27 protein-coding genes and 1 pseudogene are annotated in these 24,511 nt (G+C 65.0%); 9 read left to right on the top strand and 19 right to left on the bottom strand.

From position 1 onward, the window contains the following. The first annotated feature begins 76 nt into the window (after positions 1-76). Positions 77-424 carry a hypothetical protein gene (locus ACOJUI_RS09565; protein WP_422114738.1) on the top strand — a complete coding sequence of 116 codons (348 nt, stop codon included), beginning with the start codon at positions 77-79 and terminating at the stop codon, positions 422-424. Here the strand turns inward: ACOJUI_RS09565 and ACOJUI_RS09560 are convergent. The 4 genes from ACOJUI_RS09560 to ACOJUI_RS09545 are packed head-to-tail and all read right to left on the bottom strand — an operon-like array spanning position 395 to position 6,957. After that, the gene (locus tag ACOJUI_RS09560; protein WP_422114737.1) at positions 395-1,063 is read right to left on the bottom strand and encodes a hypothetical protein; all 669 of its coding nucleotides are present in this window, start codon (positions 1,061-1,063) and stop codon (positions 395-397) included. The two genes, ACOJUI_RS09565 and ACOJUI_RS09560, sit on opposite strands and share 30 nt — an antisense overlap. A gap of 16 nt (positions 1,064-1,079) precedes the next feature. After that, on the bottom strand, positions 1,080-4,214 hold the full coding sequence (locus tag ACOJUI_RS09555) for a type I restriction endonuclease subunit R (protein ID WP_422114736.1): 3,135 nt from the start codon (positions 4,212-4,214) through the stop codon (positions 1,080-1,082). Beyond that, positions 4,211-5,392, bottom strand: coding sequence for a restriction endonuclease subunit S (locus tag ACOJUI_RS09550; protein WP_422114735.1), 1,182 nt, complete (start codon positions 5,390-5,392; stop codon positions 4,211-4,213). The genes ACOJUI_RS09555 and ACOJUI_RS09550 overlap by 4 nt, the downstream gene beginning before the upstream one ends. Continuing rightward, positions 5,389-6,957 carry a type I restriction-modification system subunit M gene (locus ACOJUI_RS09545; protein ID WP_422117648.1) on the bottom strand — a complete coding sequence of 523 codons (1,569 nt, stop codon included), beginning with the start codon at positions 6,955-6,957 and terminating at the stop codon, positions 5,389-5,391. The genes ACOJUI_RS09550 and ACOJUI_RS09545 overlap by 4 nt, the downstream gene beginning before the upstream one ends. A 162-nt stretch (positions 6,958-7,119) precedes the next feature. Between ACOJUI_RS09545 and ACOJUI_RS09540 the strand changes: the two genes are divergently transcribed. From ACOJUI_RS09540 to ACOJUI_RS09530, 3 genes are read left to right on the top strand one after another with little or no spacing between them, the layout of a single operon-like run. Then, positions 7,120-7,665, top strand: coding sequence for an antirestriction protein ArdA (locus tag ACOJUI_RS09540; protein ID WP_422114734.1), 546 nt, complete (start codon positions 7,120-7,122; stop codon positions 7,663-7,665). 17 nt (positions 7,666-7,682) lie between these two features. After that, complete coding sequence (locus tag ACOJUI_RS09535; RefSeq protein ID WP_422114733.1) at positions 7,683-7,961, top strand: hypothetical protein; 279 nt, start codon at positions 7,683-7,685, stop codon at positions 7,959-7,961. 40 nt (positions 7,962-8,001) lie between these two features. Continuing rightward, the gene (locus tag ACOJUI_RS09530; protein ID WP_422114732.1) at positions 8,002-8,322 is read left to right on the top strand and encodes a hypothetical protein; all 321 of its coding nucleotides are present in this window, start codon (positions 8,002-8,004) and stop codon (positions 8,320-8,322) included. Positions 8,323-8,776: 454 nt separating this feature from the next. On the opposite strand, the gene ACOJUI_RS09525 is transcribed toward ACOJUI_RS09530, so the two are convergent. Continuing rightward, complete coding sequence (locus ACOJUI_RS09525; RefSeq protein ID WP_422114731.1) at positions 8,777-9,034, bottom strand: helix-turn-helix domain-containing protein; 258 nt, start codon at positions 9,032-9,034, stop codon at positions 8,777-8,779. Positions 9,035-9,200: 166 nt separating this feature from the next. On the opposite strand from ACOJUI_RS09525, the gene ACOJUI_RS09520 reads away from it, so the two are divergent. Further along, positions 9,201-10,142, top strand: coding sequence for a hypothetical protein (locus ACOJUI_RS09520; RefSeq protein ID WP_422114730.1), 942 nt, complete (start codon positions 9,201-9,203; stop codon positions 10,140-10,142). 123 nt (positions 10,143-10,265) lie between these two features. On the opposite strand, the gene ACOJUI_RS09515 is transcribed toward ACOJUI_RS09520, so the two are convergent. From ACOJUI_RS09515 to ACOJUI_RS09485, 7 genes are all read right to left on the bottom strand, one after another. Continuing rightward, complete coding sequence (locus ACOJUI_RS09515; protein ID WP_422114729.1) at positions 10,266-10,814, bottom strand: hypothetical protein; 549 nt, start codon at positions 10,812-10,814, stop codon at positions 10,266-10,268. After that, positions 10,798-12,408 carry a relaxase/mobilization nuclease domain-containing protein gene (locus tag ACOJUI_RS09510; RefSeq protein ID WP_422114728.1) on the bottom strand — a complete coding sequence of 537 codons (1,611 nt, stop codon included), beginning with the start codon at positions 12,406-12,408 and terminating at the stop codon, positions 10,798-10,800. Before ACOJUI_RS09510 ends, ACOJUI_RS09515 begins: the two co-directional genes overlap by 17 nt. Beyond that, the gene (locus ACOJUI_RS09505) at positions 12,401-12,877 is read right to left on the bottom strand and encodes a hypothetical protein (protein ID WP_422114727.1); all 477 of its coding nucleotides are present in this window, start codon (positions 12,875-12,877) and stop codon (positions 12,401-12,403) included. Before ACOJUI_RS09505 ends, ACOJUI_RS09510 begins: the two co-directional genes overlap by 8 nt. A gap of 287 nt (positions 12,878-13,164) precedes the next feature. After that, positions 13,165-13,545, bottom strand: coding sequence for a hypothetical protein (locus ACOJUI_RS09500; protein ID WP_422114726.1), 381 nt, complete (start codon positions 13,543-13,545; stop codon positions 13,165-13,167). A 70-nt stretch (positions 13,546-13,615) separates the two neighbouring features. Continuing rightward, entirely contained in the window at positions 13,616-14,182 is a 567-nt protein-coding gene (locus ACOJUI_RS09495; protein WP_422114725.1) for a hypothetical protein, read from the bottom strand. A 70-nt stretch (positions 14,183-14,252) separates the two neighbouring features. After that, a complete protein-coding gene (locus ACOJUI_RS09490; RefSeq protein ID WP_422114724.1) occupies positions 14,253-14,996 on the bottom strand; it encodes a hypothetical protein in 744 nt (247 codons plus the stop codon). After that, positions 14,989-15,177 (bottom strand): hypothetical protein, encoded by a 189-nt coding sequence (locus tag ACOJUI_RS09485; RefSeq protein WP_422114723.1) that lies wholly within the window; start codon positions 15,175-15,177, stop codon positions 14,989-14,991. The genes ACOJUI_RS09490 and ACOJUI_RS09485 overlap by 8 nt, the downstream gene beginning before the upstream one ends. Positions 15,178-15,311: 134 nt before the next feature. On the opposite strand from ACOJUI_RS09485, the gene ACOJUI_RS09480 reads away from it, so the two are divergent. The 4 genes from ACOJUI_RS09480 (at position 15,312) to ACOJUI_RS09465 (ending at position 18,378) form a co-directional block, all read left to right on the top strand. After that, positions 15,312-15,572 carry a hypothetical protein gene (locus ACOJUI_RS09480; RefSeq protein WP_422114722.1) on the top strand — a complete coding sequence of 87 codons (261 nt, stop codon included), beginning with the start codon at positions 15,312-15,314 and terminating at the stop codon, positions 15,570-15,572. Beyond that, positions 15,569-16,927, top strand: a complete 1,359-nt coding sequence (locus tag ACOJUI_RS09475; RefSeq protein ID WP_422114721.1) for a type IV secretory system conjugative DNA transfer family protein — start codon at positions 15,569-15,571, stop codon at positions 16,925-16,927. Before ACOJUI_RS09480 ends, ACOJUI_RS09475 begins: the two co-directional genes overlap by 4 nt. A 231-nt stretch (positions 16,928-17,158) precedes the next feature. Next, positions 17,159-17,638 (top strand): Pycsar system effector family protein, encoded by a 480-nt coding sequence (locus tag ACOJUI_RS09470; protein ID WP_422114720.1) that lies wholly within the window; start codon positions 17,159-17,161, stop codon positions 17,636-17,638. An 8-nt stretch (positions 17,639-17,646) separates the two neighbouring features. Then, complete coding sequence (locus tag ACOJUI_RS09465) at positions 17,647-18,378, top strand: adenylate/guanylate cyclase domain-containing protein (protein WP_422114719.1); 732 nt, start codon at positions 17,647-17,649, stop codon at positions 18,376-18,378. A gap of 9 nt (positions 18,379-18,387) precedes the next feature. Here the strand turns inward: ACOJUI_RS09465 and ACOJUI_RS09460 are convergent, their stop codons facing one another. From ACOJUI_RS09460 to ACOJUI_RS09430, 7 genes and pseudogenes are all read right to left on the bottom strand, one after another. Then, positions 18,388-19,239, bottom strand: coding sequence for an adenylate/guanylate cyclase domain-containing protein (locus ACOJUI_RS09460; protein ID WP_422114718.1), 852 nt, complete (start codon positions 19,237-19,239; stop codon positions 18,388-18,390). Between the two features lie 43 nt (positions 19,240-19,282). Continuing rightward, positions 19,283-19,474: pseudogene (locus tag ACOJUI_RS09455) on the bottom strand (transposase); the annotation flags it as partial. 161 nt (positions 19,475-19,635) lie between these two features. Next, entirely contained in the window at positions 19,636-20,490 is an 855-nt protein-coding gene (locus ACOJUI_RS09450; protein WP_422114717.1) for an alkaline phosphatase family protein, read from the bottom strand. After that, a complete protein-coding gene (locus ACOJUI_RS09445) occupies positions 20,490-21,587 on the bottom strand; it encodes an ABC transporter ATP-binding protein (protein ID WP_422114716.1) in 1,098 nt (365 codons plus the stop codon). The genes ACOJUI_RS09450 and ACOJUI_RS09445 overlap by 1 nt, the downstream gene beginning before the upstream one ends. Next, the gene (locus ACOJUI_RS09440; RefSeq protein ID WP_422114715.1) at positions 21,584-22,372 is read right to left on the bottom strand and encodes an ABC transporter permease; all 789 of its coding nucleotides are present in this window, start codon (positions 22,370-22,372) and stop codon (positions 21,584-21,586) included. Before ACOJUI_RS09440 ends, ACOJUI_RS09445 begins: the two co-directional genes overlap by 4 nt. Further along, positions 22,357-23,247 carry an ABC transporter permease gene (locus ACOJUI_RS09435; protein ID WP_422114714.1) on the bottom strand — a complete coding sequence of 297 codons (891 nt, stop codon included), beginning with the start codon at positions 23,245-23,247 and terminating at the stop codon, positions 22,357-22,359. The genes ACOJUI_RS09440 and ACOJUI_RS09435 overlap by 16 nt, the downstream gene beginning before the upstream one ends. After that, positions 23,247-24,383 carry an extracellular solute-binding protein gene (locus ACOJUI_RS09430; protein ID WP_422114713.1) on the bottom strand — a complete coding sequence of 379 codons (1,137 nt, stop codon included), beginning with the start codon at positions 24,381-24,383 and terminating at the stop codon, positions 23,247-23,249. The genes ACOJUI_RS09435 and ACOJUI_RS09430 overlap by 1 nt, the downstream gene beginning before the upstream one ends. Between the last annotated feature and the right edge of the window lie 128 nt (positions 24,384-24,511).

The raw sequence follows: 24,511 nt of genomic DNA, 5'->3' as shown, positions 1-24,511 counted from the left end.
TAGTAGCAGGCCGCCGTTCGCCGCAGGCGACCCGGGTGCAGAGCTGACAGCTCACAGCGATCCCGGAGGTACTGACATGGCCTGGAAGACGATCATCGAGAGCGCGATCGTGCGCTACCCGCAGTTCACGATGACCGGACCGATCGAATACGAGTCCGACCTGGCAGCCCTGGCTCATATCGACGAGACGACCGGCGAGGTGGAGGTTCTCTCGACAGATCTCCGGGTGTACGGGCTCGTGCCTGGCCCTGGGGAGGTCTTCGTCAAGAACTGGAGCGAGCACGCAGGCTTCGCGGCGTCGCTCCAGAAGGCAGGCATCATTGAGGTCGTGGGCGAGGTGCTGGTCGGGCCGTTCAGCTCGTTGGCGTGCCGAGTTCGCGTGCTTCGGCCCATATCAGAGCATGGATGCGATGCTCTGTGCTAGGTCGGCCACGCTGGGGTTGGCGCCGATTGCCGCCACGGCTGAAGCTCCTGCTTTAGTGGCCGACCCTCCCGCGGCCTTCTTCAGCAAGGATGCCAGCACCTCCTGCTTCTTTCGGGCCGCCTTGTTTGCTTCAGTCTTCAGGCGCCTACCCTGATCGCCGAAGAGGTCTGGGCAAGCGTTGAAGAATGACTTCTCGTCAACTACGACGCGTTCACGATTGAACGCGGAGTCAGTGTAGACGCCCGACTTCTTCATGCGGTTGATGAGCTCGTTCTGCCAGAAGCGATCCTCGACGTTGAGAGTGACCGAACCGGATCGGGAGTTCTTGAGGTCTGTCACAATCTTTGTGACTTCCGCCAGCTTCTGTTTTACTTCATACTCTTCGGCCTCGCCAGCTTCCCGCAGCCTGTAGCTGAAGACTAAGTTGCTAGCTCTCGTAGGAGAACAGCGCAGTTCGCGCGCAAGATCGAAGTTGCTGACTGTGTCTAAGTCGACGATGCCTGAGCGGACAAGTTCAGTGAATAGGAGGATCTCCAGTTCGGACTTGGGAAGCGACCCAAATGGAGCCTGCCAGATCTGGTTGTAGACGCCTCGCCCAAACTCGGTGGTCTTTTTTAAATCGGGAGTCTTCTGACTCATGGCTTTCCCCTAGGTACTATCCTGCGCTTGTGTCCGCAAATAACTCCGCCTGTTCCAGGACGAGCTCGATGGCCTTCGCCTCCGCGTCGGGCGGGTAGTCGTACCGAGCGAGGATGCGGCGAACCTTGGACCGCATCGTCGCAAGGACGGAGTCCTTGAGGTTCCAATCGATCGTTGCGGACTGCCGTACTGACTTCACTAGATCTCGAGCGATGGCCTTGAGCGTCTCATCCCCGAGCTCCAACACAGCGGAGTCGCTCTGGACCACCGCGTCGTAGAACGCGACTTCGTCCTCACGCAGGCCCAGTTCGTCGTGGCGCTTCTGCGCGTCACGCATCTCCTTGGCGAGCTTTACCAGCTCCGCGATGATCTCAGCGGTGGTCAAAGAACGGTTGGTGTACCGATTGACGGCCTCGTCGAGCATCTCTGAGAACTTGCGTCCCTGCACGATGTTCTTGCGCTGCACCGTGCGGATCTGATCGTTCAGCAGTCGACGCAGCAGGCCCATCTGTAGGTTGGGCTTCTCCTTCTCGGCCAGGGAGTCCAGGAACTCATCGCTGAGGATCGAGATCTCAGGCGTCTCGACCCCGGCGAGCTGATACACATCGACCACTTGATCGGCAGCCACTGCTTCGTTCAGCAACTGCCCAAGAGCTGTGTCTATCTCAACAGCACCCGACCCGCCCTTCCCCGAGTCCGGATTCTGGATCTTCAGGATCGCCGCCCGCACATCGGTGAACAGCCGCACGTCGTTCCTGATCGCCGCTGCTTCGTCCCGAGCGCCCGCCAGCGCGAACGCCTTGGCTAACGCGAGCACCTGGTCGTTGAACCTTGTGGTGCGATCTGGGTCGGCCATGACGAAGTCGAGGACCTTGGCGTACTCATTCAACCGCTGTGCCGCCGTCAGCTCAGGCGAGGAATCGTAGTCGACGCCGTGCAGCAGCACTCGCACGATGTCATGCTTCTCCAGCATGACCTGCACCATCTCATCGATGGGCACGCCAGCCTGGTCACGGTCCGACGGCGAGTACTCAGCCAGAGCCGTCTGGAGGTTGGCGAACACCCCGATGTAGTCCACGATCAGCCCACCTGGCTTGTCACGGAATGTCCTGTTCACACGTGCGATGGCTTGCATGAGCCCCGCGCCCTGCATGGTCTTGTCGACGTACATCGTGTGCATCGAGGGCGCATCGAAGCCGGTCAGCCACATGTCGCGGACGATGACGAGCTCCAGCGGGTCATCAGCGTTCTTGGCCCTCAGCTTGAGGTCCTTGCGCACGTCCTTCGAGTGGATGTGAGGCTGGAAGTCCGCAGGATCAGATGCCGAGCCCGTCATAACGACCTTGATCTTGCCTTCGGCAGGATCATCTGAGTGCCAATCCGGTCGCAGGGCCACGATCTTCTCGTAGAGCCGCACCGCGATGCGGCGGCTCATGGTCACGATCATGCCTTTGCCGAACAGCGACTCTCGCCGCTTCTCCCAGTGCTCCACAATGTCGCGGGCCACCAGGTCCAACCTAGACTCCGCGCCGACGATCGCCTCCAAGCGCGACCAGCGCGACTTCGCCGCCGTGGCTGTGTCTTCTTCAACGGTCTCGGTGATCTCATCGGCGAGGTCGTCCAGAGCAGCGAGGTCGGTCTGTGAAAGGTCAATCTTGGCCAGGCGGGACTCGTAGAAGATCCGGACCGTCGCGCCGTCCTCAACGGCCCTCGTGAGGTCGTAGATGTCCACGTAGTCGCCGAACACTGACCGGGTCGACTTGTCGTTCGACTCGATCGGAGTGCCGGTGAACCCGAGGTAGGTCGCTCCCGGCAGCGCATCACGCATGTGCTTCGCCAAGCCCGACTTCAGGCGACCATGTCTGTCGAGGGTCTCGCTGAACCCGTACTGGCTGCGGTGTGCCTCGTCGGCGATCACCACAACGTTGCGCCGGTCCGTAAGGACAGGGTTGCTGTCGCCGTCTTCGCCCGGTGCGAACTTCTGCAGCGTGGTGAAGACGATGCCGCCCGAGGCGCGCTTGAGCTTGGCCCGCAGGTCGGTGCGGGTCGTCGCCTGCACGGGCGTCTCTGGGAGGATGCGGGCCGGCGCGAAGGTTTCACCGAAGAGTTGGTCGTCGAGGTCGTTGCGGTCGGTGATGAACACCAGGGTCGGGTTTGCCATGCGCTGATCACGCATGATCTTCGCGGCGTAGAACACCATCTCGAAGCTCTTGCCCGACCCTTGCGTGTGCCACACCACGCCACCGCGACGGTCCCCATCGGGACGGGAAGCCTGCACGGTGGACTCGACGGCCGCGTTGACGGCCCAGTACTGGTGATACTTGGCCAAGCGCTTCACGAGTGCCCGGGTGGGCTGACCCGTTGCCTTGTCGGTGACGGTCTCGTCGCTGAAGACGGTGAAGTTCTTCAACAGATCAAGGAAGCGCTTCGGCTCGAAGACTCCCTTGATCAGCACTTCAAGCGCGGGGAGGCTGCTGACGACTTCGCGGCCCTCGATCGTCTTCCACGGCGCGTAGTGCTCAAACGCGCCGGAGTAGCTACCCATCGCAGCCGAGGTGCCGTCTGAGATCACCGTGACTGCGTTGGGTACGAACACCGAGGGGATGTCGTGCCGGTAAGTCTGCACCTGGTTCCACGCAGACTTCAACGTAGCGTGCTCGGCAGCTGGGTTCTTCAGCTCCAGCAACGCGAGGGGGAGGCCGTTGACCATCACCAGAACATCGGGACGACGGTTCTTGCCGTTCTCCACGATCGAGAACTGGTTGACCGCGACCCAGTCGTTGTTTGAAGGCTCCTCGAAGTCCACCAGCCCGAGACTTGTTGTGCGGAGCTGGCCGTCATCGCCACGGTGCTCGACAGGCACACCTTCAGTGATGAGCTGGTGCAGGCGAGCGTTCTCATCGATGGCACTCTGCGAGTCCGCCCGCTGAACGGTTTTGACTGCTTCGTCGATCAACGTGGTATCGGTTCCAGGGTTGATCCGTCTCAGCGCAGCGCGCAGCCTGCCCCAGAGTATGACGTCCTCGTACGACGAACGCTCCGAGCCCGGCTCGCCGGGTGCGATGTCCGGGCCATGCACTCGGCGGTAGCCGAGCTCGGCGAAATACTCCAGTGAAGCCTGCTCAACGACGTTCTCGTTGAAGTCACTCATGCCTCAACACCTTCGACGGGGACGCGAATGCGGCCGGATAGCAGCCCAGGAAGGAGAGCGTCGCGAATTGATTCGAGGTGCATGTTCTCGGCTGCGAGCTGATCGCATCGGTCCTCGATCGCAAGGAGAGTACTTTCAAGCCTTGAACCCTGCTCTGCCGGGGGCAGGATCACTCTCAGCTCGCCTAGACGGGCCGCGCTTAGCTCGGTCTGACCGGTGCTCCCGGTTGCGAGCCCTTCGATGTCGGCTTCGCGCCCGAGAAGCGAATATGTGAGCACAGTCGGGCTGATGACGGAACGATCGGCCTTCACGACAGAAACATGACCATCGACGAAAATTTCACCCGCATGCCAGCGCGCAATGCGCCCCAGAGTACCTGTGCCCGTCGAATTGACGAGGATGTCGCCAGCGCTCGCACGCTTCTCTGGTTTCACCGTGCGGTCGTGCATGCGCCGGGCGGGGGCGATTGAAACCCATCCATCCCGTATGCACTTCTGATTGATCACCAGCGCCGCGTCGAGATCTTCATCTGCGTATTTTGGTGCCACTCCGCGAGCAATAGATACTGTCGCGGCCGAAAGCTGCAGAGACCTGCTGCCGTCGCCTATCGACGCCTGATACTCGGCTAGCCCGAGCTCCCGAAGCAACTGACGCTGTCGTCGGTTCGACTCGATCTTGTCGTCGAGTGCGCCGAGCGTCGCTGCAATCGCGCGCTGCTCGGGGAGGGGCGGGAGCAAAAACTTGAAAACGCCCATCTGCTGGGCATTCAAAGTCGGCTGTGCTGCCCCTGAACGGAAGCTCGTTACATGATCGCGCCACCGCCTGGACTGCAACTGATAACCAACAAACCGCGCGTCGGCTTCCTCTTGGTTCGGCTGAAAACGGACTAAATATCCTGCGAAAACTGCATCATCGCGATCATCCGTCACAGTCGCGGCATTTCCGACACCATTGCCAAGACGTGAGATGAGGAGGTCTCCGCGCCTGAGCTCATATCGGGCCGCCGAATCCGCGTCAAGATCACAGAACGGCACCGTCTCCCAGTCGATCCTTCCGCCTGCGATATCCGTTTGACGTACAAAAAGTGGTCCCGGTGGAAGCGTTCGACCCTTGGCGATTGCACCGTACTGCGGTTTGCGTGAGATTTCGGCAAGCGACACCGTTGGCCAGCTGCTCATCGCCCAAGCCTTTCTAGCCTGGCGCGAACCTCGTCCTCAAGCTCGCGTCCTCGTTCAAACTCCGCAAACAGTTCGGTCGTGAGGCGTTCGATCTTCTCATCGATCGGCTCGTCATCGACCTCCGCCTCCGCAGCACCCACGTACCGGCCTGGTGTCAGGACGAAGTCGTGTTTCTCGATCTCTTCGATCTTCGCAGCTTTGGCGAACCCAGCTGCGTCCTCGTAGTCGCCGTCGTGGTTGCGCCAGGCATGGTAGGTGCCTGCGATCTTCTCAACGTCAGCGGTGTCGAGCACGCGGAGCTTGCGTGATTCCATCCGGCCGAGCTTGCGCGCGTCGATGAACAGCACCTCATCACGCCGCTCTCGATGCCCGTTGCCCCCACGTCCCTTCGAGACGAACCAGAGCGCGACCGGGATGCCGGTGTTGAAGAACAGCTTGTCAGGCATCGCGACGATGCAGTCCACCAGGCCCGCCTCGACGAGCTTGCGGCGGATCTCACCTTCACCGCTGCTCTTCGAGGACAGGGACCCGTTGGCGAGCACGAAGCCTGCCGTTCCGCCCGGTGCGAGGTGATGGATGAAGTGCTGGACCCAGGCGAAGTTCGCGTTGCCCGGGGGCGGCGTGCCGTACTTCCACCGCGGGTCGTCGGAGAGCTTCGCGTCCCACCAGTCGGAGACGTTGAACGGCGGGTTCGCGATCACGTAGTCCGCGCGGAGGTCCTGGTGGAGGTCCTCTGTGAACGAGTCGGCCGAGTGTGAGCCCATGTCAGCCTCGATGCCGCGCAGAGCGAGGTTCATTTTCGCAAGCTTCCACGTCGTGTCGGTGAACTCCTGGCCATACACCGAGATGTCAGTGCGCTTGCCGCCATGGGCCTTCACGAACTCGGCCGACTGCACGAACATGCCGCCCGAACCCGCTGCCGGATCGTAGACGCGGCCCTTGTACGGCTCCAGCATCTCCACCAGCGTCCGGACGACGGAGCGCGGCGTGTAGAAGGCCCCGGCATCCTTGCCCGTCTCCTTGCCCGCGAACTGGCCCAGGAAGTACTCGTACACACGCCCGAGCACGTCGTCCGAACCGTGGTCGTCGGTCTCGGTGAACCCGATCGATCCGATCAGGTCGACCAGCTCGCCGAGGCGTCGCTTGTCCAGGCCGGCTCGCCCGTAGTTACGCGGAAGGACGCCGCGGAGTGAAGGATTCTCTCGTTCGATGAGGTCCATCGCCTGGTCGATGTCTTCGCCGACCACGGGCAGCTTGGCGACGGACTGGACGTAGTTCCATCGCGCCAGCTCGGGAACCCAAAACACGTTCTTGCTCGTGTACTCGTCGCGTTCCTCCAGGAAGGAGTCAATCCGCTCGGGCTTGATTCCGTCAGCTGCGAGCTCGTCCTTGAGCTGCTCGCGACGCTCCTCGAACCGGTCCGAGACGTATTTGAGGAACACCAGGCCCAGGACCACGTGCTTGTACTCGCTGGGCTCCTGGTTGCCGCGCAACTTGTCGGCGGTCTCCCACAACGTCTGTTCGAGGGTCTTCGTCGGTTTCGGCTTCGCGGCACGTTTGGCCATCTGGTCGGTCTCCTCCACGCGGGCAACGCGCCTTAGTTTGTCTGTGATTCTCATGTTACCTGCGGGCACTGATACCTCTTGGTAGTTGTGCCTCGAGCGCCGCAACGCGACGCCGGGATCTTCTCTGCGGAGGAAGGACCTTCGCACGAGGAGGTTCCTGCCATGACTGCCATCGACACGACCACGCCGCGCGTCTGGATCTGTTGCCTGCATTGCTACAACGATGGCGCGCTCGTCGGCGAGTGGTACGACGCCATCGATGCCGATGAGGTCACCGTGGCCAAGGTGCACACCCGCTCAGCCCGGGACCACTCCCAGTGCGAGGAGCTCTGGGTGATGGACCACGAGAACATCCCAGTGTCAGGGGAGATGGACCTGCTGATGGCCGCCGAGTGGGGACGCGCGCTCACCTCCGTGCCCGAGCACCAACAGGAGGCGCTGTTCGCCTGGGTGAAGTCGGGCTCCTACGTCGCAGAGGGAACGGGCGATCTGCCGAGCCTGCCGGACTTCGAGGAGCGCTACGAAGGCGAGTGGTGCTCCTGGCGTGAGTACGCGGACCACCTCCTCGAAGAGGGTGGCCTGCTCGATGGTGTCTCTGATGAGGTGCGCCGGTACATCGACTACGACCAGTGGGCGCGCGACCTGTTGTTCGACTACACCGTCGAGCATTGCGACGACGGCGGCGTCTTCGTCTTCCGAGACCTCTGAACCAGGAGAGCCAACCGATGAACGCCGCCATCGACACCGCTGAACTCAACCGATCCCGCGAGCTGGAGACGTTCTCCGGGCTCGTCCATGCCCTCGAGCGCACCAGGGGCGACCAGCTCGACATGCTCGGCATGCTCCGCCTGGCGGAGATCCAGGTCGGCGCCGTCCGGCGGGCCCTGGTCCTCGAAGCACGCGCCACGGGCTTCTCCTGGCTGGAGGTGGGCACCGCCCTCGGGCTCACCGACACCGAGGCGCTCCACCTGTACGGCCATCACCGAGTGCCGGCAGGCAAATAGCCGGCCCACCGCGACACCACCTACGGAAGAAGTGATCACCATGGCAGTCCTGACCCGTCTCCGGTACGACTACGACGGCGACCTCCTCCAGGTGCGCGAGAGCGATATCCGTGGGTCACACGGCGGAGGCGGAGCCACCGTCGACCCCGGCTTCTACCACCTCGAGACAATCATCGCGGGCACCGAGGCTGAGCGCCGAGCCATGACGCATCGCTTCAACGATCGGATGCAGGCCGTGCCCGGCTACCGCCTGCTGGCGGTGCTGCCGGTCGACATCGAGGGCGGAGGTCCTGGTTCCATGGCGCCGGCCGGCTTCGTCCGCTTCATGGCCCGTGTGGTCTACGCGATCGAGCGGCAGTAGGCCGGGTGTGCCGGCCCGCACGCCCTTGGCTCTGTGCATGTGTCCGGCCCGTAGGGCCGGCATGGAGAGCCCCTTGTCCGGCGAGCATGACCGACAGGACCACCAGAAGTTTCCCGAGGGCGGCGGGCTGTGGCCCCTGAGAGGCCTCCGGCAGGTCTCCTGGCGGTCACTCCGTGGTCGCAAGCTGGGCTCTAGATGGGCTCGAAAGGGCCCGCCTTCATCCTGGCCAGTCGGTGGCCAGCGAGCGACTACCTGCGGGTCTCCCTGTGGGCCTCGAATGACCTGATCGAAGCAGCGGGCCTCGTCGGGCCACGGAGAGGCTTTTCGATGGTCTCGCAGCGGGCCTCGTGTGGCCCGGGCCCATGTGAGGCCAGACGGAGACCTCGGGAGGGACCCTGAGTGGCCACCGAGTGGCCACGCATCGGTACGACCTCAGGATCCTCAAGCGAGGGGCCTAGAGGTCCGCCTTGGAGAGCAACTGCGACACGCTCATACCCAACGCCCCGGCCAGGCTTGTCAGCGTCGCCATGCGCGGGTTCGACGGGCTTGTGGAGTCCTTGCGGCCTGAGCCGCGCCCGGCCTCGAGCAGCTGAAGAGAGTTCTTCGTCAGGCCCGCGGGGTATGCCAGGCCCTCCTGAGTGAGGCCCCTCTGTTTGCGGAGAGCGCGGAGCGTGTCCCCCAACCGTGTCGCATCTTCATTTGTCCAGGTCACCGTTCAATCGTTCCGATCATGCCCGCGTATGGACACCCTTTCTGTAAGGCCTGTTATGTTTGGTATCTACTCGTGAACCAGGCATCGACGCGCTTCACACCTTCACTCGTGCCGGTGACCGACGCCCACCGAAGTCGCGCACCCCGACCACCCACCAGGAGCCAGCATGACCCCGAGCACCACCGCACGCCGAGCAACAGCCCTAGCAGCACTCGTCCTGTCCGCCCCGCTCGTCCTGTCCGCTTGCGGTGGTTCCGGCGACGCAGCGGGAGAGACGGGCGGCGATGGTCCCGACGCGGCCCAGGAGGCCGTCTACGAGTTCACCCAGCCCACGTACACATCCGCCGGCGGTGCACTCGATGTCCGGATCCCCGATGCGCTCCAGGAGGTCGCTGGAGCCGACTTCGATGAGCTCTGGGTGTCCGGCATGACCATGACCCCGCACGAGCTCGAGTCGGCGGACAGGTGCGCTGTGGACCTGGACGTGAGCTACGTCGAGGGCAGCAAGGTGGCCGCGGGGACGGCAGGGGAGACCGAGGACGAGCATGTCGCCGCCGCGCAGGAGAGCTTCGACGGGGAGCTCCAGTACGGCCTGGAACTGATCGGGTACGCCAGCTGGGACGACATGGTCGCCGAGAAGGGCGTGCAGGAGTCCGTGGAGCTGATGAGCCAGATCGTCCCCGTGACCCCCGAGGGCACGCTGGACGAGGACGCTGTACGTGCCAACTTCGACGGCGGTACGCAGCGGGGCACGACGCTCAAGGCGCTCGGCCTGCCGGGCGACCCCGACACCAGTGGCACCGCGAGGTACCCCGACGGCGCCCTGGGCCTCGACGCACTCGATCCGAGCAGCCCTGAGACCGGTGTCTACGCCTCCGATGACGCTTCGCAGATCACCATCGTCCAGCCCTGCGCCTCCTCGACCAGCGATGAGGACGCCGCCGAGTTCACGCTCGAGTTCCCGCGCACGGATGAGGACGAGACTTCCGGTGTCGACGACGCTGCGTCGTTCACCTTCACCGTGATGAAGTCCGGTGAGATCGGGATCTTGGATGGTGAGGTTGACGGCTACCAGGCAGACGCCAACGGCGACTGGATCGCCAGCTGACCCATGCAGAAGGCCCGCTCGTGTTCCCCTCGGGGTTCACGGGCGGGCCTTCTTTTTTTGCCAGGAGAGACGCGCCGCGGCGCCCGGTGATCCTTCGGATCACCAGCCCTCGGTGGGTGCCGGTCACCATCCGCGATACGTGGCGTAGAGCTTCTGTCCGAGGACCTTCACCACCCACAGCACACCGAGCGCCCCGGCGATCGTGGAGAGCGCGATGAGGACCTTTGCCCACCATGCTTCTGCCGCTGCGAAGCTCGCCCAGGCCCAGCTGAAGACCGGCCCGATCCCGAACAGCTGACCCCCGAGCCCGAGCAGCATGACGAGTGCCAGTACCACCAGGGCGAACGGAATGCTCGCCGCCGCGACCTTGCCGACCCCGGCCCAGGTGAGCGACCGCTTCATCCCGGAGACCACCCTCTCGGCACGCTCCAGGCCCTTCGTGGCCCCTTGGAGGGTCTTCGTGACCTCGGAGACCCTGGCGTCGCCGAGCTCTGCCAGACGAGCTTCCTGGGACTTGAGGAGCTTGTCGACCCGGCCAGCGCTCTCCGCGACCTTCGCGTCGATCTCTGCCCCGAGCTTGGCCGCGACGAACTGAGCGACCTTCTCGTTGTCGACCTTCACGTGCGTCTTGGCATGGACCTCCTTGGCAAGCAGCTCAGTCTCCGAGGCCACGCCCTTCATCTCGTCGCGAAGAGCGCTCATCATCGCGTGCGCTTCGAGCTCGGACCTGCTCACTGAGCTTCCGTCGGGGAGCTTTACCGCCTTGCTGCTGATCAGAGTTTCCCCGATCTGCACGACCGTCGTCGTGAGGTCGTCGAGCGTGTTCTGCACATCGGCGATGCTCAGAAAGCTTGGCGTTGAGTCCTTCGAGGTCTTCAGCTCCCGCACCGTCTCGGTGGTCCGGTTCTGCGACTCGACGAGATGCTCGACCGTCGAGGTCAGCGCCTCCAGCGTCTCGCTGATCTCGCTCAATGACATCGACTGCTCCGAAGTCGCGCGCTCCCGTTCCTGCTGATCGATCCTGTCCAAGACGCCCATGATCAGCGCTCCTTCCCTTGTTGATCTCGAAGAACTCCTGAGCACCCTCTTGCGTGAGCTCGTTGCTGAGCAACGACGCCTTGCGCCACCGCATCCGGGCCTGCGGTCCGGACTCGTCCATCACCCCGTAAGACCACTCATCCGACTCGCGCTCGAGGACGATGCGCTTCTCCTCGAGCACTCCGCGGTAGCTCCCCTCGTCCACGGAGCGGATATCCGCAAGCGAGGCCTCGATCCCGTCTCGGAGCTGCGCGTCGAACTGCTCCCTTCGCGCGACCAGATCTGCGTTCCGCTCGGCTGCCTTCTCGATCGCGCCGAGCTCGAAGTCGCGCCCCAGCTTCGACGAGCGCCGGAGGTCCGACGGCGAGATCTCCCGCCATTCCTCGTCACCCGCGCCCCTGCGAAGCATCGCGTACGTGACACCCCGACCGCTCTGCCCACGCTGCTGAACGTCCACACCCTGCTCACGCGCCGCATCAACGAACGACTCGAAATCCGTGAACGTCTCTTCCTCCAGCGTGCGGCGGATGCGCCGCTTGAGCACAGCCACGGAGAACGGCTCTTCGCCCTCACGCCCGCTCGCTTCCCAGAGCTCGTGCTTTGCAAGGGTGCGCAGCTCGGACTTCTCGGTCTTCTCCGCACCCTTGGCAACCCCGGGAGGCGCATACCTATTGACCTGCTCGTAGCCGAGACCGGCAAGCATCCGGTCGTGCACCTTCACGAGTTCCGCATGCTTCACACGCGACGAGTCGAACGACCGCCCCGTGCTCTTGTCGATCGAGTCGATGACGATGTGGTTGTGAATGCAACCCGTCGTCCCATCGATCTGCGTGTGCACGGTCGCGAGCCTGTTCTTTCCGGCGACTTCACGCGCGAGGTCGACACCAAGCCCGTGCGCCTTCTCCCAGTCCTCGGGGTTCTCGGGATCGAGGCTGCCTACGCCGTCTCGAGCAAGCGACTGGATGACGTGGTACGCCTGCACGTACTCACCCTCGACCGCCTTCCCACCGTTCGGGAGCTCGACGACTCGCTCGCCGTTCTTGCCCCACCGCTTGCGGTTGTCGCGCATCTGCTTCTCAGCGACTTCCGGGATGCAGCCATTGATCCCCGAGGCAGCGACGAAGCGTTCACCCTTCTGGCCCTTCTTCGGTGCACTCACGTACGTGCTCAGCCGTGCTGAGTTGCGAGTAGGGCTTGCCACGACGACGGCGGCAATCTGCTCAGCCATCGGTGTCTCCCTCCGAGAGGTTCAGCGCCGCTGTGGCAGCGACAACCAGTCGCGCGTCGATATCGGAGAGCTGCTGCTTCACTTCGGCGAGGTCTCCGTCTGCGATGCCGGTCGTGTGCGCGACTCGGGCCATGGCGTTCACGTTGTGCCCGATTGGACGAAGAGCACCACGGATGCCCTGAAGCTCCTCCGTGAGAGCGGTGAACGACTCTGCGAGCCGCTCGCCATCCACGCCGGCCGGGGCCGGCGTGCCGCGCATCGCCTTGATGATCGCCTTGCAGCCATCCTCAACGGAGCTGCGCACCACCTCGGACAGCGTGACGTTCCGCCCCGCTGCCTCTGTTGCCGTCGAACGCGCGCGTTCAACAAGATCGAGCTGCGTCTCGGTGAGCCGCAACTCGATCCGCTTCGCGTAAGTACGACGGCGGTTCCTCGGGCGCTTCGGCTGCGCCTCATCACCCATCGTCATCGCCGTCTCCCTTCCGCTCGGTTCGTTACACCCGCTCCTCTGCCATAGAGAGGCTGCGCCCTCCATTGTAGCGGGTGTAACGAACGGCGAGCAGTTTATCTGTACGGGTGTTTGCGCTTCGCGCACCCCCGTACAGATAAAGCTCGCCCTCGCTCCGCTCGGGACCGGGGGCTTCGCCCCGCCCCAGCTACGGCCTTCGGCCTTCGCTGGGGCCCCACCCCGGATAAGCGAGAAACGGCCCCGGGCACCATTCGGTGCCACGGGGCCGTCTCTCTCCGCCTGGACGCCTACGACCTGTACTCCAGGCCTTCGTCGGCGACGGCAGCAAGGGCGCCCTCCGTGCTACCGGACGCCTCAGCCAGTGCGGCCCGCAGACGCTCGTGGTCCACCAGAACCTCGTCGACAGCGGCCACGAGTCGCGCGGCGCGTTTGGATTCGTCCCGGTCGCTCGAGACCTCGGTGGTCGACCTCGTCCCGTCGCGCACAACGACCCTCGGGGTCGTCGGCTCTTCCGAGACTCCCAAGAGCTCATAGAGCTGCTCGACGGCCTCGCAGCGCGCGAACGCAGCACGCTTGGTCGCGGCCTTCACCCGCTTCTCGTACTCGCGTTGTTCGGCAGCCAGTGCCGCCATCTGCTCAATGCGGCGCTGTGCCTTCGTGATCGCCATCATCTTCACCTTTCGTGTACTGCTCCGCTAGAACTTGTCGTTGTGTTGGTCGGGGGCCGGCTTTCCCGGTTCACTCCCTGCCGAGGTCGAACTCCTTGGTGACGATCTCCTTCTCCTCGCCTGCGGGCTTCGATGCCGTGGCCCTGTTCGAGAGGAACTTGGTCGCGTTCCCGAGGAGGGACGGGAAGATGATCAGCGAGGCGAGGGCAGCGGCAGCCGCACCCGCGATCCAGACGTTCGTGAACACCTGGAGGGCGAGGCCGATACCTGCTCGAGCGAGCATGAAGCCCAGCGTGTACGCCGTCGCCAGCGCCGCCAGACGCCAGATCGGCGAGCGTGCCTGCCACTCGCGGAAGTCAGCAGCCATGGTGCGCAGCAGACCCTTGGTGCCCTTGAACGCGGAATCGTCCTGCTTCTCCGGGAGGCCGATGATGCCGTTCTTGAACAGCAGCGTGCCCAGCTGAACGAGGAACATGGTGAGCATCGTGGAGGCCAGCTCCAGCCACCCGTTCTTCGCCAGCGCGTAGGCGACCATGCCGATCGCCCCGCACAGCAGCAGCGTGGCGATGATCTGGTAGATGCGGTTGTTCTGCTCGATGTTGACAACGACCTTGGGGCCGCTCTTGCTCCTGGCCATGATCTGTCCTGCCTCTCGTGTCGATGTGCTTCGTGCCGGCGGCCTGACGGGTCGCGGTCCCCTCGCGGGGTTACTGAGTGGCGTTCACGTGTTCGACGTCGTCGATCCCGAACTCAATCTCGATCGGCTCGATGTTCGGTGCGGTCGGGGCCGCTTCCGGGGTCTTCTCCTGGGACGCTTCGGGCTCGGCCGGCGCGCTCTGCGGGGCGCCGACCACCACGGGCTCGACGGACCCGACGACCGGGATCTCGATTGAGACCCTCTCGACCTTGGAGCCGCTCTGCTTCTGACGACGAGCCACCGCAGCCCAGCCGTTGGCCCGGACCAGCCAGGCAGCCCAGGCGACCCCGAGCACGACCTGGACAGCTCCGAACTGGACCAGGAAGCCCTCGAAGCCCTCCAGGGACAGGCGTCCGAGGGCCAGCCACGCGATGCCTCCCAGGAGAGCCGCAAGACCCAGGTACGGCGGCGAGAACATCGGACCCCACTTCGGCACCATGGCCCACCAGGTGCCGTAGGCGATCCTCGAGGCCAGCAACGCCGGACCCACCAGGACGGCCAGCACGATCACCGAGAGCACCGTGAGGCAGAACCACCCCGCGATGTTGGCGGCACCCTCCTCTCGCATCACGGAACGGTGGAAGGCGTTGCGCGTGGTGACCTCGCCGAAAGAGGCATCACCGGCCCCGACCTCGTACCGGTCGTGACGACGGGCGGCGACCATGAGCTTCTCGCCCCGTCGCCGTGCCCTGGCGCGATGCCCGGCGCGAGCGAGGATCCAGGACGCCCGCTCCTTCTCCCACCTCTCAGTCATCGGTGTCCTCCGGGGTGTACGTCACGCCGTCGACGATGCAGACCTGCTCCTGCGTCTGAGCGTTCTCGTCCATCTCGCAGACCCGGCCGCCGTTCGCGGTCACGCCTGCGGCGTACCCGAAGACGAACGCCCCCGCGAGGATCGCCAGGATCACCACTGCTCCGAAGATGTACTTGCCCATGGCCGGTACCTCGCCTTCCCTGTCCTAGTTGCAGTGTAAATACAACATTACTAGAGTGGTCTCGTACATGCAACAGGACTAGCGGAAGTTAGGGTGGGTTTGTACATGCAACACGACTAGCAGGAGGTTCCGGTGTGAGCGATTCCCGAGCACGACTGGCAACGACCATCCCGTCCGAACTCGACGACGAGATCCGCGTTCTCGCCGCCCAGTACAAGACCTCGATCGCCTCCGTCGTCACAGCGCTTCTGAGGCACGGGGTCGACGCCAAAGACAGACCAGAGGTCATCGCGGCCCTGGAAGCAACCATCAACGAGTCCCGCCAGCTACGCGCAGAGATAGGCCGTCAGGCCATGGACTCGCGCTACGGCAGGGACGGAGGGAAGTCCCCATGAGCCTGTTCAGCCCCGGCAGTACTTACACGCCGCCACCGACCCCGTTCGGAGGCTTCATCGACGCCAAGCCCGCCAGCACTGCTCCGCACCTGCTGGTCAGCGGGCCATCCGGGGTGGGAAAGTCGAGGCGCGTACTCGGCCCCGGCATCCTCATGTGGCGCGGCCCGGTCGTCGCCGTGAGCTCGAAGCCGGACCTCATCGACCTGTGCATGGAGAAGCGCCTGGCCTGGGGCGGTCACGATCGCACCTACGTCCTCGACCTCTCGGGCGAAGTCCCCGACGAGGTGCTCCCCGATGGCGTGGAGAGGGTCGTGATCGACCCGACCGCACTCATCCGCACTGACGACGATGCGCTCGACCTCGCGAGCATCCTCATGCAGTCCGGCGCTGCCGGCGCCGGCGGCGGATCGAGCCAGGGTGGGGGCGACCCCTTCTGGGAGAACATCTCGGTTGCACCACTCGCTGCGCTGCTGCGAGCCACCGGCGCCGACGGGATCTCCTGGGCCCGAGCCGCGGTGGGTCGGGTCGACCCCGACGACGAGGAGGACGAGAACCAGCCCTGCTGGGTCAACGCGATCGGCCGGCTCGAGCTCGACTCCCAGATGCTCGCCCAGGAGCTCGCCAGTGCAGCAGGGCTCGACGCCAAGATGCGCGACTCGGTCATGGTCACCATGAAGTCGGCCGTGGCTCCGTGGCTGCGCTCGACGGTCGCCGGTGACGGTTCCCGGAGGGCCTTCACCCCGGACCTGCTCGCCCACCCGGCATCGACCCTCTTCGTGGTCGCCCCGGCGACGGGCGTGGCCGCCGGTGCGGCCGTCTCGTGCATCGACTTCATCTCGAAGCGCTGGAGGGCGAACCAGACCGAGAAGGTCAAGCTGCCCCGGCTGCTCATGGTCGTCGACGAGCTGTGCAACACGATGCCCTGGCCCAAGCTGCCCACGGTCGTCACCGAGAGCCGCGCCATGGGCATCCACCTGCTGTGCGCAGTCCAGGCGACCAGCCAGTTCTCCAAACGGTACGGACCCGAAGGCATGACGGAGCTGCGCGAGGTCTTCCCCGCAGTGCTTTGCCTGGTCGGCGCCCACGAGAAGGAGATGTTGGAGAAGGCGGCCTGGTGGTACGGCCAGAGCGAACGGCACAAGACCGCGACCGACCACCTGGGGCGGCAGTCGCAGTCCTCCGAGAAGACCGAGACGCTGGCCGCGACCGACCTGCTGCCCCGCTCGATCGACGAGGGCCGGCTGCTGCGCGGATCGCGCCCCGGAGCCACGTCGGCCGACCTCAACGAGGCCGGCCTCATGGTCCGGCTGATCGACATCGACTCGATCCCCTTCACCACCAAGAAGGCTCGCTGACCAATCCGATGTCAGGCGCGTCAGCTCGATCGCTGCCCCGTGAGCCGACCGGCTTGCGGGGCAGTTGTTCTTCCTTCCCATGTCCGTCGTTGCCGGTAGAATCCGGACATGTCTCGAAAGCCGTTCTGGCGCATTCGACACCGGGCCCTCGGGAGCCGCCCGGTCGATTCGCCGGCACCCGTGGTCCCGACCCAGCCGAACCCAGACCACGCCTGGAAGACACTCGCCTTGATGAACGAGTGGATCCGCCACGCGGACGCCAAGGCAGGCGTAACGCTTGCCTTTACAGGCGTACTCGCGACGATGACTTTCAATCTCGTGAAGGACTTCCAGGGCCGCGATGCGGTCTTCGACATCCTGGTCGTACTCGCTTGCGCCCTCCTGGTCCTGACGGGTGCGCTCTGCGGGCTGACGCTTGTCCCACGCACGACAGACAAGCGCGAGGATGAAGACCCCGACGCGATCAACCATCTTTTTTTCGTCAGCATCTACAGCAGCTTCCGTGGCGAACGGCAACGCTACAGCGAGGCGCTTCGAACGCTGATCGCAGAGCCCGATGGGCTAACGAAAGACCTGGCGTACCAGATCCATGCCAACGCGAGGATCGCCACTGTGAAGACAACCGCCGCGACCTGGGCAATTCGATCGGCACTCGTTGCTGGCGCATCCGTAGCGGTACTAGCGATCTTCATTGGCATCACAAACAACTAGGAGCACGCGTGGACGGCAATTTCAAACTGTATAACTGGGTCACCAGCTCAGCTCGCATCAAGGAGATTTTGGACCAGCCCGCAGGCGCCTTCGAAGAGGTGGCCGGACTGCCTGATCGGGACAAGCTGACCTTCACGAACGGCTTCTACGGGTACTGCTCGGCGATTTTCATCGATATACGAGACTCCTCAGGCCTCACCTCGGAGCACAAGCGGCCGACACTCGCGAAGATCTATCGGTCGTTCATCTCGGAGATGGTGGCGGTCCTCAACTCCGACTCGAACGTTCGAGAAGTCAACATCGTTGGCGACTGCGTTTGGGCCTCCTACAAGACGACTGACGTTCGCCATCTCAACGATGTTTTCGACATCGTGGCTCAGGCAAACACGCTGCTGAAGCTCCTCAACCATCACTATAGGAAGAAGGGAATCTCCGAGCTCCGTATCGGCATTGGCGTGGACTACGGCAGGGTCCTCATGATCAAGGCTGGTTTCAACGGCAGCGGCGTCAACGATGTTGTGTATATGGGGGATGTCGTCAATCGAGCGGCTCACTTAGCCCATGAAGCCGGCCGTGGCTGGTCGTCCAAGACGATCCTCGTGGGTGATGTCTTCTACTCGAACCTCAACGAGCACAACCAAGGGCTGCTCAGCTCGCAATGGGTAAACGGACTTGGGAGTATTTATATGGGGGACGTCATCAATACCGGCATGAATGAGTGGATCGACAACCTTAGTTGAGCGAGGACCCTAGAGGGACCACGTGAAGCGCGAGCCGTAGATCTGATAGCCCATGTCTTTCGTCCCCAGATCAGTCCACATGTCGCGCTTCGGGTCACCCCCGAGCTTCGACGTCTCGTTCAGCTTGCTGTAGACGGCCGCCGTGATGTAGGTCGGGTACTGGGGATCGAGTGCGGCAAGCTTCGCAGCGTTGTTAGCGGCGTTTCCGACCCACACGAGGTCGTTACTCCCACGAATCCCCGTCCGCGCGACGAACAGCTTGGACGCGTCTATGCCAACTCTTTGTTTGAGAGTGAAATCGCTGTTCGTATATTTCTCGGAAAGTTTCTCGCTTACGATGCGTTTCGATGCCCACTGGATCTGAAGCCCGCATTTGGCAGCGTCGGTATTTTTTGAATTGCCGATAAACACGCCCATGACTCGGTCGCCGTCATAGGCAGTGATCGTGCCGCCTCGGGCCCGGATGATCTTCGCGGCGCAATAAAGGTAGCTCTTATAAACCTCAGCAGCGAACCAGTCTTTTTTCCGTTTGACCATTTGGGTCGACGAAGCGAGGTCTGCGTAGAGGACAGTCGCCTCAAGCTCAACAGCCAAGTTCTTCAACGGCAAGTCGTCAGCGTCAGGAACCTTCTGGCCCTGGCGGCGTTCCCATTTCTCGTCCAAGACGTTCACAACGTACTTCTCCAGGTCATCTTTCAAGCCCATTACGTGATCTCCTTTGATACTTGGCCCGAGGGTGGTGAGGCTGCGGCGATCCGCGCAATAGAAGGCCTCTCCAGCGTCAGCGTCCCGCCGGATGACGTGCGCGTTGTGCACCACGCTGACCGGCGACGATGCCGTCAGGAGAAGCGTACCGGCCACCTGCATGATCGCGTCGCGCCGAGGCTGCTCGAGGGGGTTAGGCTCATCGCATTTGAGGGTGTAGGTGGGGTCTGAAGCCCCCTGATTGGAGGAGGCGGCGGGCGATGTAGTTGGTGAGGTTGCGGAAGCCGAGGGCGGAGCCGCGAAGGTGCTCGAGCCGACCGTTGATTGCTTCGGTGGGGCCGTTGCTGGTGCCGGGGCGGTCGAAGAACGCCAGGATGTCCACCGAGCGTTCGGTGGTCTCAGCGGTGCACGTCGTGCGATATTCGATCGCACGGTGACCGGGGCGAGCGGTGCGGGAACAAGGCGGGCGAGGTCGGGACGATCGTAGATCCAGCACGAGATCGCGGGGGATTCCGCTGTTGATGGCGGAGCGCGTGACCTCTCCCGCCGCGGTTACGCCGGCGTTCCGGTCTCCCGGGATTGCAGCAGTATGTCGGAGACCTGGTGGGGCTCGATCCCCGCGGGGATGGCAGGCAGAGCATCGGTCCCGTCCGGGGACCAGAGCAGGAGGAACGAGGCGCGCTCGGCGTCGGAGTCGCCGCCGTGCCCGCCCTCGTCGCGGTGACCGTGGTCGGTGACGACCGCGACGAGCCAGCGCTCGTCGTGCTCGGCGGCGCGGGCGCGGACGGCGGCCGTGATCCGGCCGACGCGCTCGTCGGTCAGGGCGATCGCCTCGCGATACTCCTCGCCCTGCAGTCCGTAGACGTGCCCGGCATCGTCGATCGTGCAGAAATAGACGAACGAGACGTCCGGGGCCGACTCGCCGCGGAGTTGGTAGAGCGCGAAGTCGCAGATCTCGCCGTCGACTGTGCGGTAGCCGAAGGTCTCGCCGTCCCGGGCCACCACGCGGTGCAGGCCGGCCCGCTGCTGCTCGGCCCGCTCGTGGACGACGGGCCCGGCTCCGCCCGGCGCGACGAGAGGGGGCCACCCGCCCGCCGCGAACGTCGTCGTGCTCTGGTCGCGGTAGAAGGCACGGGAGAGCAGGTCGGGGTTGCCGTGCAGGCGGTGCCCGACGAAGGAGTTGTCGACGACGCCGTGGTCTTCGCCGCGGGTGCCGGTGAGCAGGGTGGACCAGCCCGGGCCCGACATCGTCGGCATGGGCATGGTCATCTCGGCGAAGGCGCCGTCGGAGGCCATGGCGGCCAGGTGCGGCGCCAACCCGTCCTCGGCGGCGATGCTCCACCGCAGCCCGTCGAGGCCGAGGAGCAGGATCTTCGTCTTGTGGGCGTGTCCGGCGAGGCCGCGCATCAGGCGTGCTCCTCCTCGGCCAGGGCCGCGGCGGGGCCGACGGGCACCTCGTCGCGCGGGGCGACGACGGTGCGAGTACGGCTCAGTCCGAGGCGGACCTGCGTGCCGACCGGGAACGCCGCCGCGGCGGGTGAGGCGAGATCGACCCGCACGGGTACCGGTGCAGCGGGGTGCTCGATGATCAGCGAAGTCAGCGGGCCGCGCAGGGTGTGGTCGACGACCCGGCCGAGTCCGTCCGGGTCGGTGACGACGGTGGTGTCCTCCGGACGCACCAGAGCGTAGACGGGGCCGTCGGCCACCGCGTCACGGTTCCCCACGGGCAGTCGCTCGTTCAGGATGTGCGCGACGCCGTCGCTGACGTCGGCGGGGATCTTGTTGACGACGCCGACGAACTGGGAGATGAACGGGGTCTCCGGCTTGGCGTAGAGATCGTGCGGGGTGCCCAGCTGCTCGATCCGTCCGGCGAGCATGACGCCGACGCGATCGGCCATCGTCAGGGCCTCTTCCTGGTCGTGGGTGACGAGCAGGGTCGTGATTCCCTCCTGCTGCTGGATGCGCCGGATCTCGTCGCGCAGGTGGACGCGGACCTTGGCGTCCAGCGCGGAGAGCGGCTCGTCGAGCAGGAGGACCTCCGGCTGCAGGGCGAGCGCGCGGGCGAGGGCGACGCGCTGCTGCTGGCCGCCGGACAGCTGCTGGGGGAACTTCTCGCGGTGCTCGGCGAGGCCGACCATGTCGAGCAACTCCTGGGAGCGGCGGGTGCGCTCGGCGGCGTCGGTTCCGCGCAGGCGGAGCCCGTAGGCGACGTTCTCGACCGCGTTCATGTGGGGGAACAGGGAGTAGGACTGGAAGACGATACCGATGCTGCGGCTGCGGGTCGGGACGCGGGATACGTCCTTCCCGGCGATGGTCACGGTGCCGGAGTCCTGGGTCTCGAGACCGGCCAGGATGCGCAGGCTCGTGGTCTTGCCGCAGCCCGAGGGACCGAGCAGCGCGAGCATCTCGCCCTGGCCGATGGTCAGCTGCAGGGAGTCGAGGACCTGCTTGGGGCCGTAGGACTTGTCGATGCTGTCGAGGACGACGTAGGGGGTGGTGCTCATGAGGAGGCCTTCCGTGTCGTGCGGGTGCGCCGGCCGGCGGAGGAGATGACGACCAGGAGGATCCACGTGACGATCATGGTGAGGACGGAGAGCGCGGCGGCGCCGCGCGGGTTGTTGCCGCCGACCTCCACGGTGAAGACCGGGAAGGTGTAGTGCAGCAGCAGGGAGGCGATGGCAAATTCGCCGAGCACCATCGCGAAGCACAGCAGCGCTGCCGACACGAGCGCGGGGCGCATGTTCGGCAGCACGACGCGGAGGATCGTCTGCAACCAGTTCGCTCCGACGGAGCTGCTTGCCGACCACAGGGTGCGTAGGTCCAGGGCCCGTACGCCGGTGTCGAGCGCCCGGTAGACCAGCGGCATCGACATCACGACGTAGAAGGGCACGAGCGACCACAGGGAAACGAGGAACGAGGGCGAGATCGCGCGGAAGAAGATGGCCGCCCCCGAGACGAGCGCCACGGCCGGGACGACCATGGGGAGCACCGACAGGGAGTCGGCGATGCGGAGCAGCGACGGCGCCCGCAGGTGCAGGAACATCAGGGTGGGCACCAGCAGCACCAGGGAGACCACGGTCGCGGCGACGGCGAGCAGCAGGGTGGCCGTGATGGACTCCCAGGCCCGGCCCTGCTGGAAGACCTCGGTCAGGTTGGCGAACGTGAACGGGTCCCCCGGCCGGCTGAAGCCGAACATCGCGGCGCTGATCCACGGCAGCAGGAAGAAGACCATGGCGGCGACGAGCACCGCGATCTGGGCGTACTGGGGGCGGGTCACGGGTCGAGCCATGCGCTGCTTCTCCTCTCGAGCAGGATGCGGAGCCCCATGGCGCCGATGATGAAGACCATCATCACGGTGACTAGAGCTGCGGCGAAGGACGGCTCGAGCAGGACGTTGCCCGAGATGAAGAAGCCGATCAGGATCGGCACGAGGTTCAGTCCGCCGCCTGCCAGCGCGTAGGCGGTCGCGTAGGCGGCGAAGGCATTGGCGAACAGGACGAGGAGCGAGCCGACGACCGGCGGCCACAGGATCGGCGCCACCACGTCGCGCACGTACTGCCAGCGGGTGGCGCCCAGCGACATGGCCGCCTCGCGCCAGGCCGACTTCAGCGCACTGAAGGCCGGCAGGGTCAGCACCGCCATGAGCGGGACCTGGAAGTAGAGGTAGACGACGGCGACGCCCCAGAAGGAGACGAGGCTGAAGTCCTCCATCAGCCCGGGGGCGAAGCGGGTGAGCAGCCCCTGGGTGCCGAGCATCGCGATGAACGCATAGGCGAGCGTCACCCCGCCCGACTGCGAGGCCAGCGACGAGAAGCTCATGGTGAACGTGCGCAGCCAGACCGGCCGCTCGATGGTGGCCAGCGCCCAGGCCAGGCCGAGGCCGAGCACCCCGCCGACGAACGCGGTCAGCACCGACAGGTTGAAGGTCTCGACGAACGCGGACAGGTACTGGGGAGTGAAGACCTTGCGCAGGGGACCCAGCGACCAGGCGCCGCCGGAGCGGAAGGTCTGCACCAGGTTGGCACCGATCGGGATGATCAGGAAGACCGCCATGAAGGCGAAGAACGGCAGACCGCCGAGCGAGGCGAGGGGAGGCGGGGCCAGGCGTGCACGCCGCCGGCGGCGCCTTCCCGTCGGTGGCCGGGTCGGGGTCAGGGTCACCATCAGTACTTCACCTGCGTGGCCCAGTTCTTGGCGATGATCGCCCCAGCGGCCTCGCCCTGCTCGGGCGTGGGCAGCTCGATCTTCTCCAGCACGCCCGGGTCGGGCAGCATCGACAGGGCCTCGTCGGAGAGCTTGCCGGCCGCGGACAGCTCCGGGAAGCGGGCCGGGACCGCGCCGCCGAGGGCGTACTGCTCGGCTCCCTCGTCGGAGGTGAGCCAGTCCACCCAGAGCCGAGCGGCGTTCGGCTGCGGGCTGTTCGTGGTGACCGGCTGGGCGTAGTAGTTGCCGTAGACGCCGTCCTCGGGGACAAAGTGGGTCAGCGCGACGCCGGAGTCGGCCATGGTCTGCTCGATGCCGATGAAGTTGTAGTTCCAGTCGAAGACGACCGAGGCCTGGCCGGTCGCGAGCCCGTTGGCGACGCCGTTGATGACCACGAGGTTGCCCAGCTCGGCGAGCTCGGCGAAGTAGTCGATGCCCGGCTGGATGTCGTCGAGCGAGCCGCCGTTTGCCAGCGCGGCCGCGAACACGGTCGCGATCGAGGAGGCGCCCTGGCGGGGATCGCCCGGCAGCGCGACCTTGCCCTTGTACTCGGGCTTCTTCAGGTCGGCGAAGGAGGCGGGCAGGGGGACGTCGTTCTCGTCCACGCCGATGGACAGGGCGCCATAGTAGGCACCGACCCACATGCCCTCGGGATGCTTGAGGTTGTCCGGGATGGCGTCGAAGTTCGACGGCTTGTAAGGCTCGATCAGGTCCTGAGCGATGGCTGCGCTGGTGAACGAGTAGCCGATGTCGAGTACGTCCGGCTGCGCATCCGTGCCCTTCAGGTTCTTGACGGCCTGGAGCTCCTCGGCCGACGAGGCGTCCGGGGAGTCGACCGGGGTGTCGACGCCGTACTTGGCCTGGAACTGCTCGAAGTGGCCCTTGTAGTTGGCCCAGTCCTCGGGGTAGGCGATCAGCTGGACCTTGCCCTCCTGCTTCGCGAGCTCGGCGATCTCGTCGAGCGAGGAACCGATCTCACGCTCCGCAGCCGGGGAAGAGCCGCCGCAGGCGGCAAGGACGGACAGCGCGGCGAGGGAACCGGCACCGACGGCGGACGTACGGAGCAGCGAGCGGCGGGACAGAGGGCGTGAGAGCATCAGGGCGACCTTTCGGGTCGGGCAGGGGTGACGCGGAAGCAAAGCGGCCGCCTCAGGACGGACACAGGCGCGGCCTCATCCAGCATGAGCACGCTCCGTTACCACGGCCTGGCCACTCCGTGAACATC

Source organism: Brachybacterium sp. UNK5269, assembly GCF_049266655.1.
In the GTDB taxonomy this organism is placed as follows: domain Bacteria; phylum Actinomycetota; class Actinomycetes; order Actinomycetales; family Dermabacteraceae; genus Brachybacterium.
This window is presented reverse-complemented; position numbering and strand designations above follow the sequence as displayed.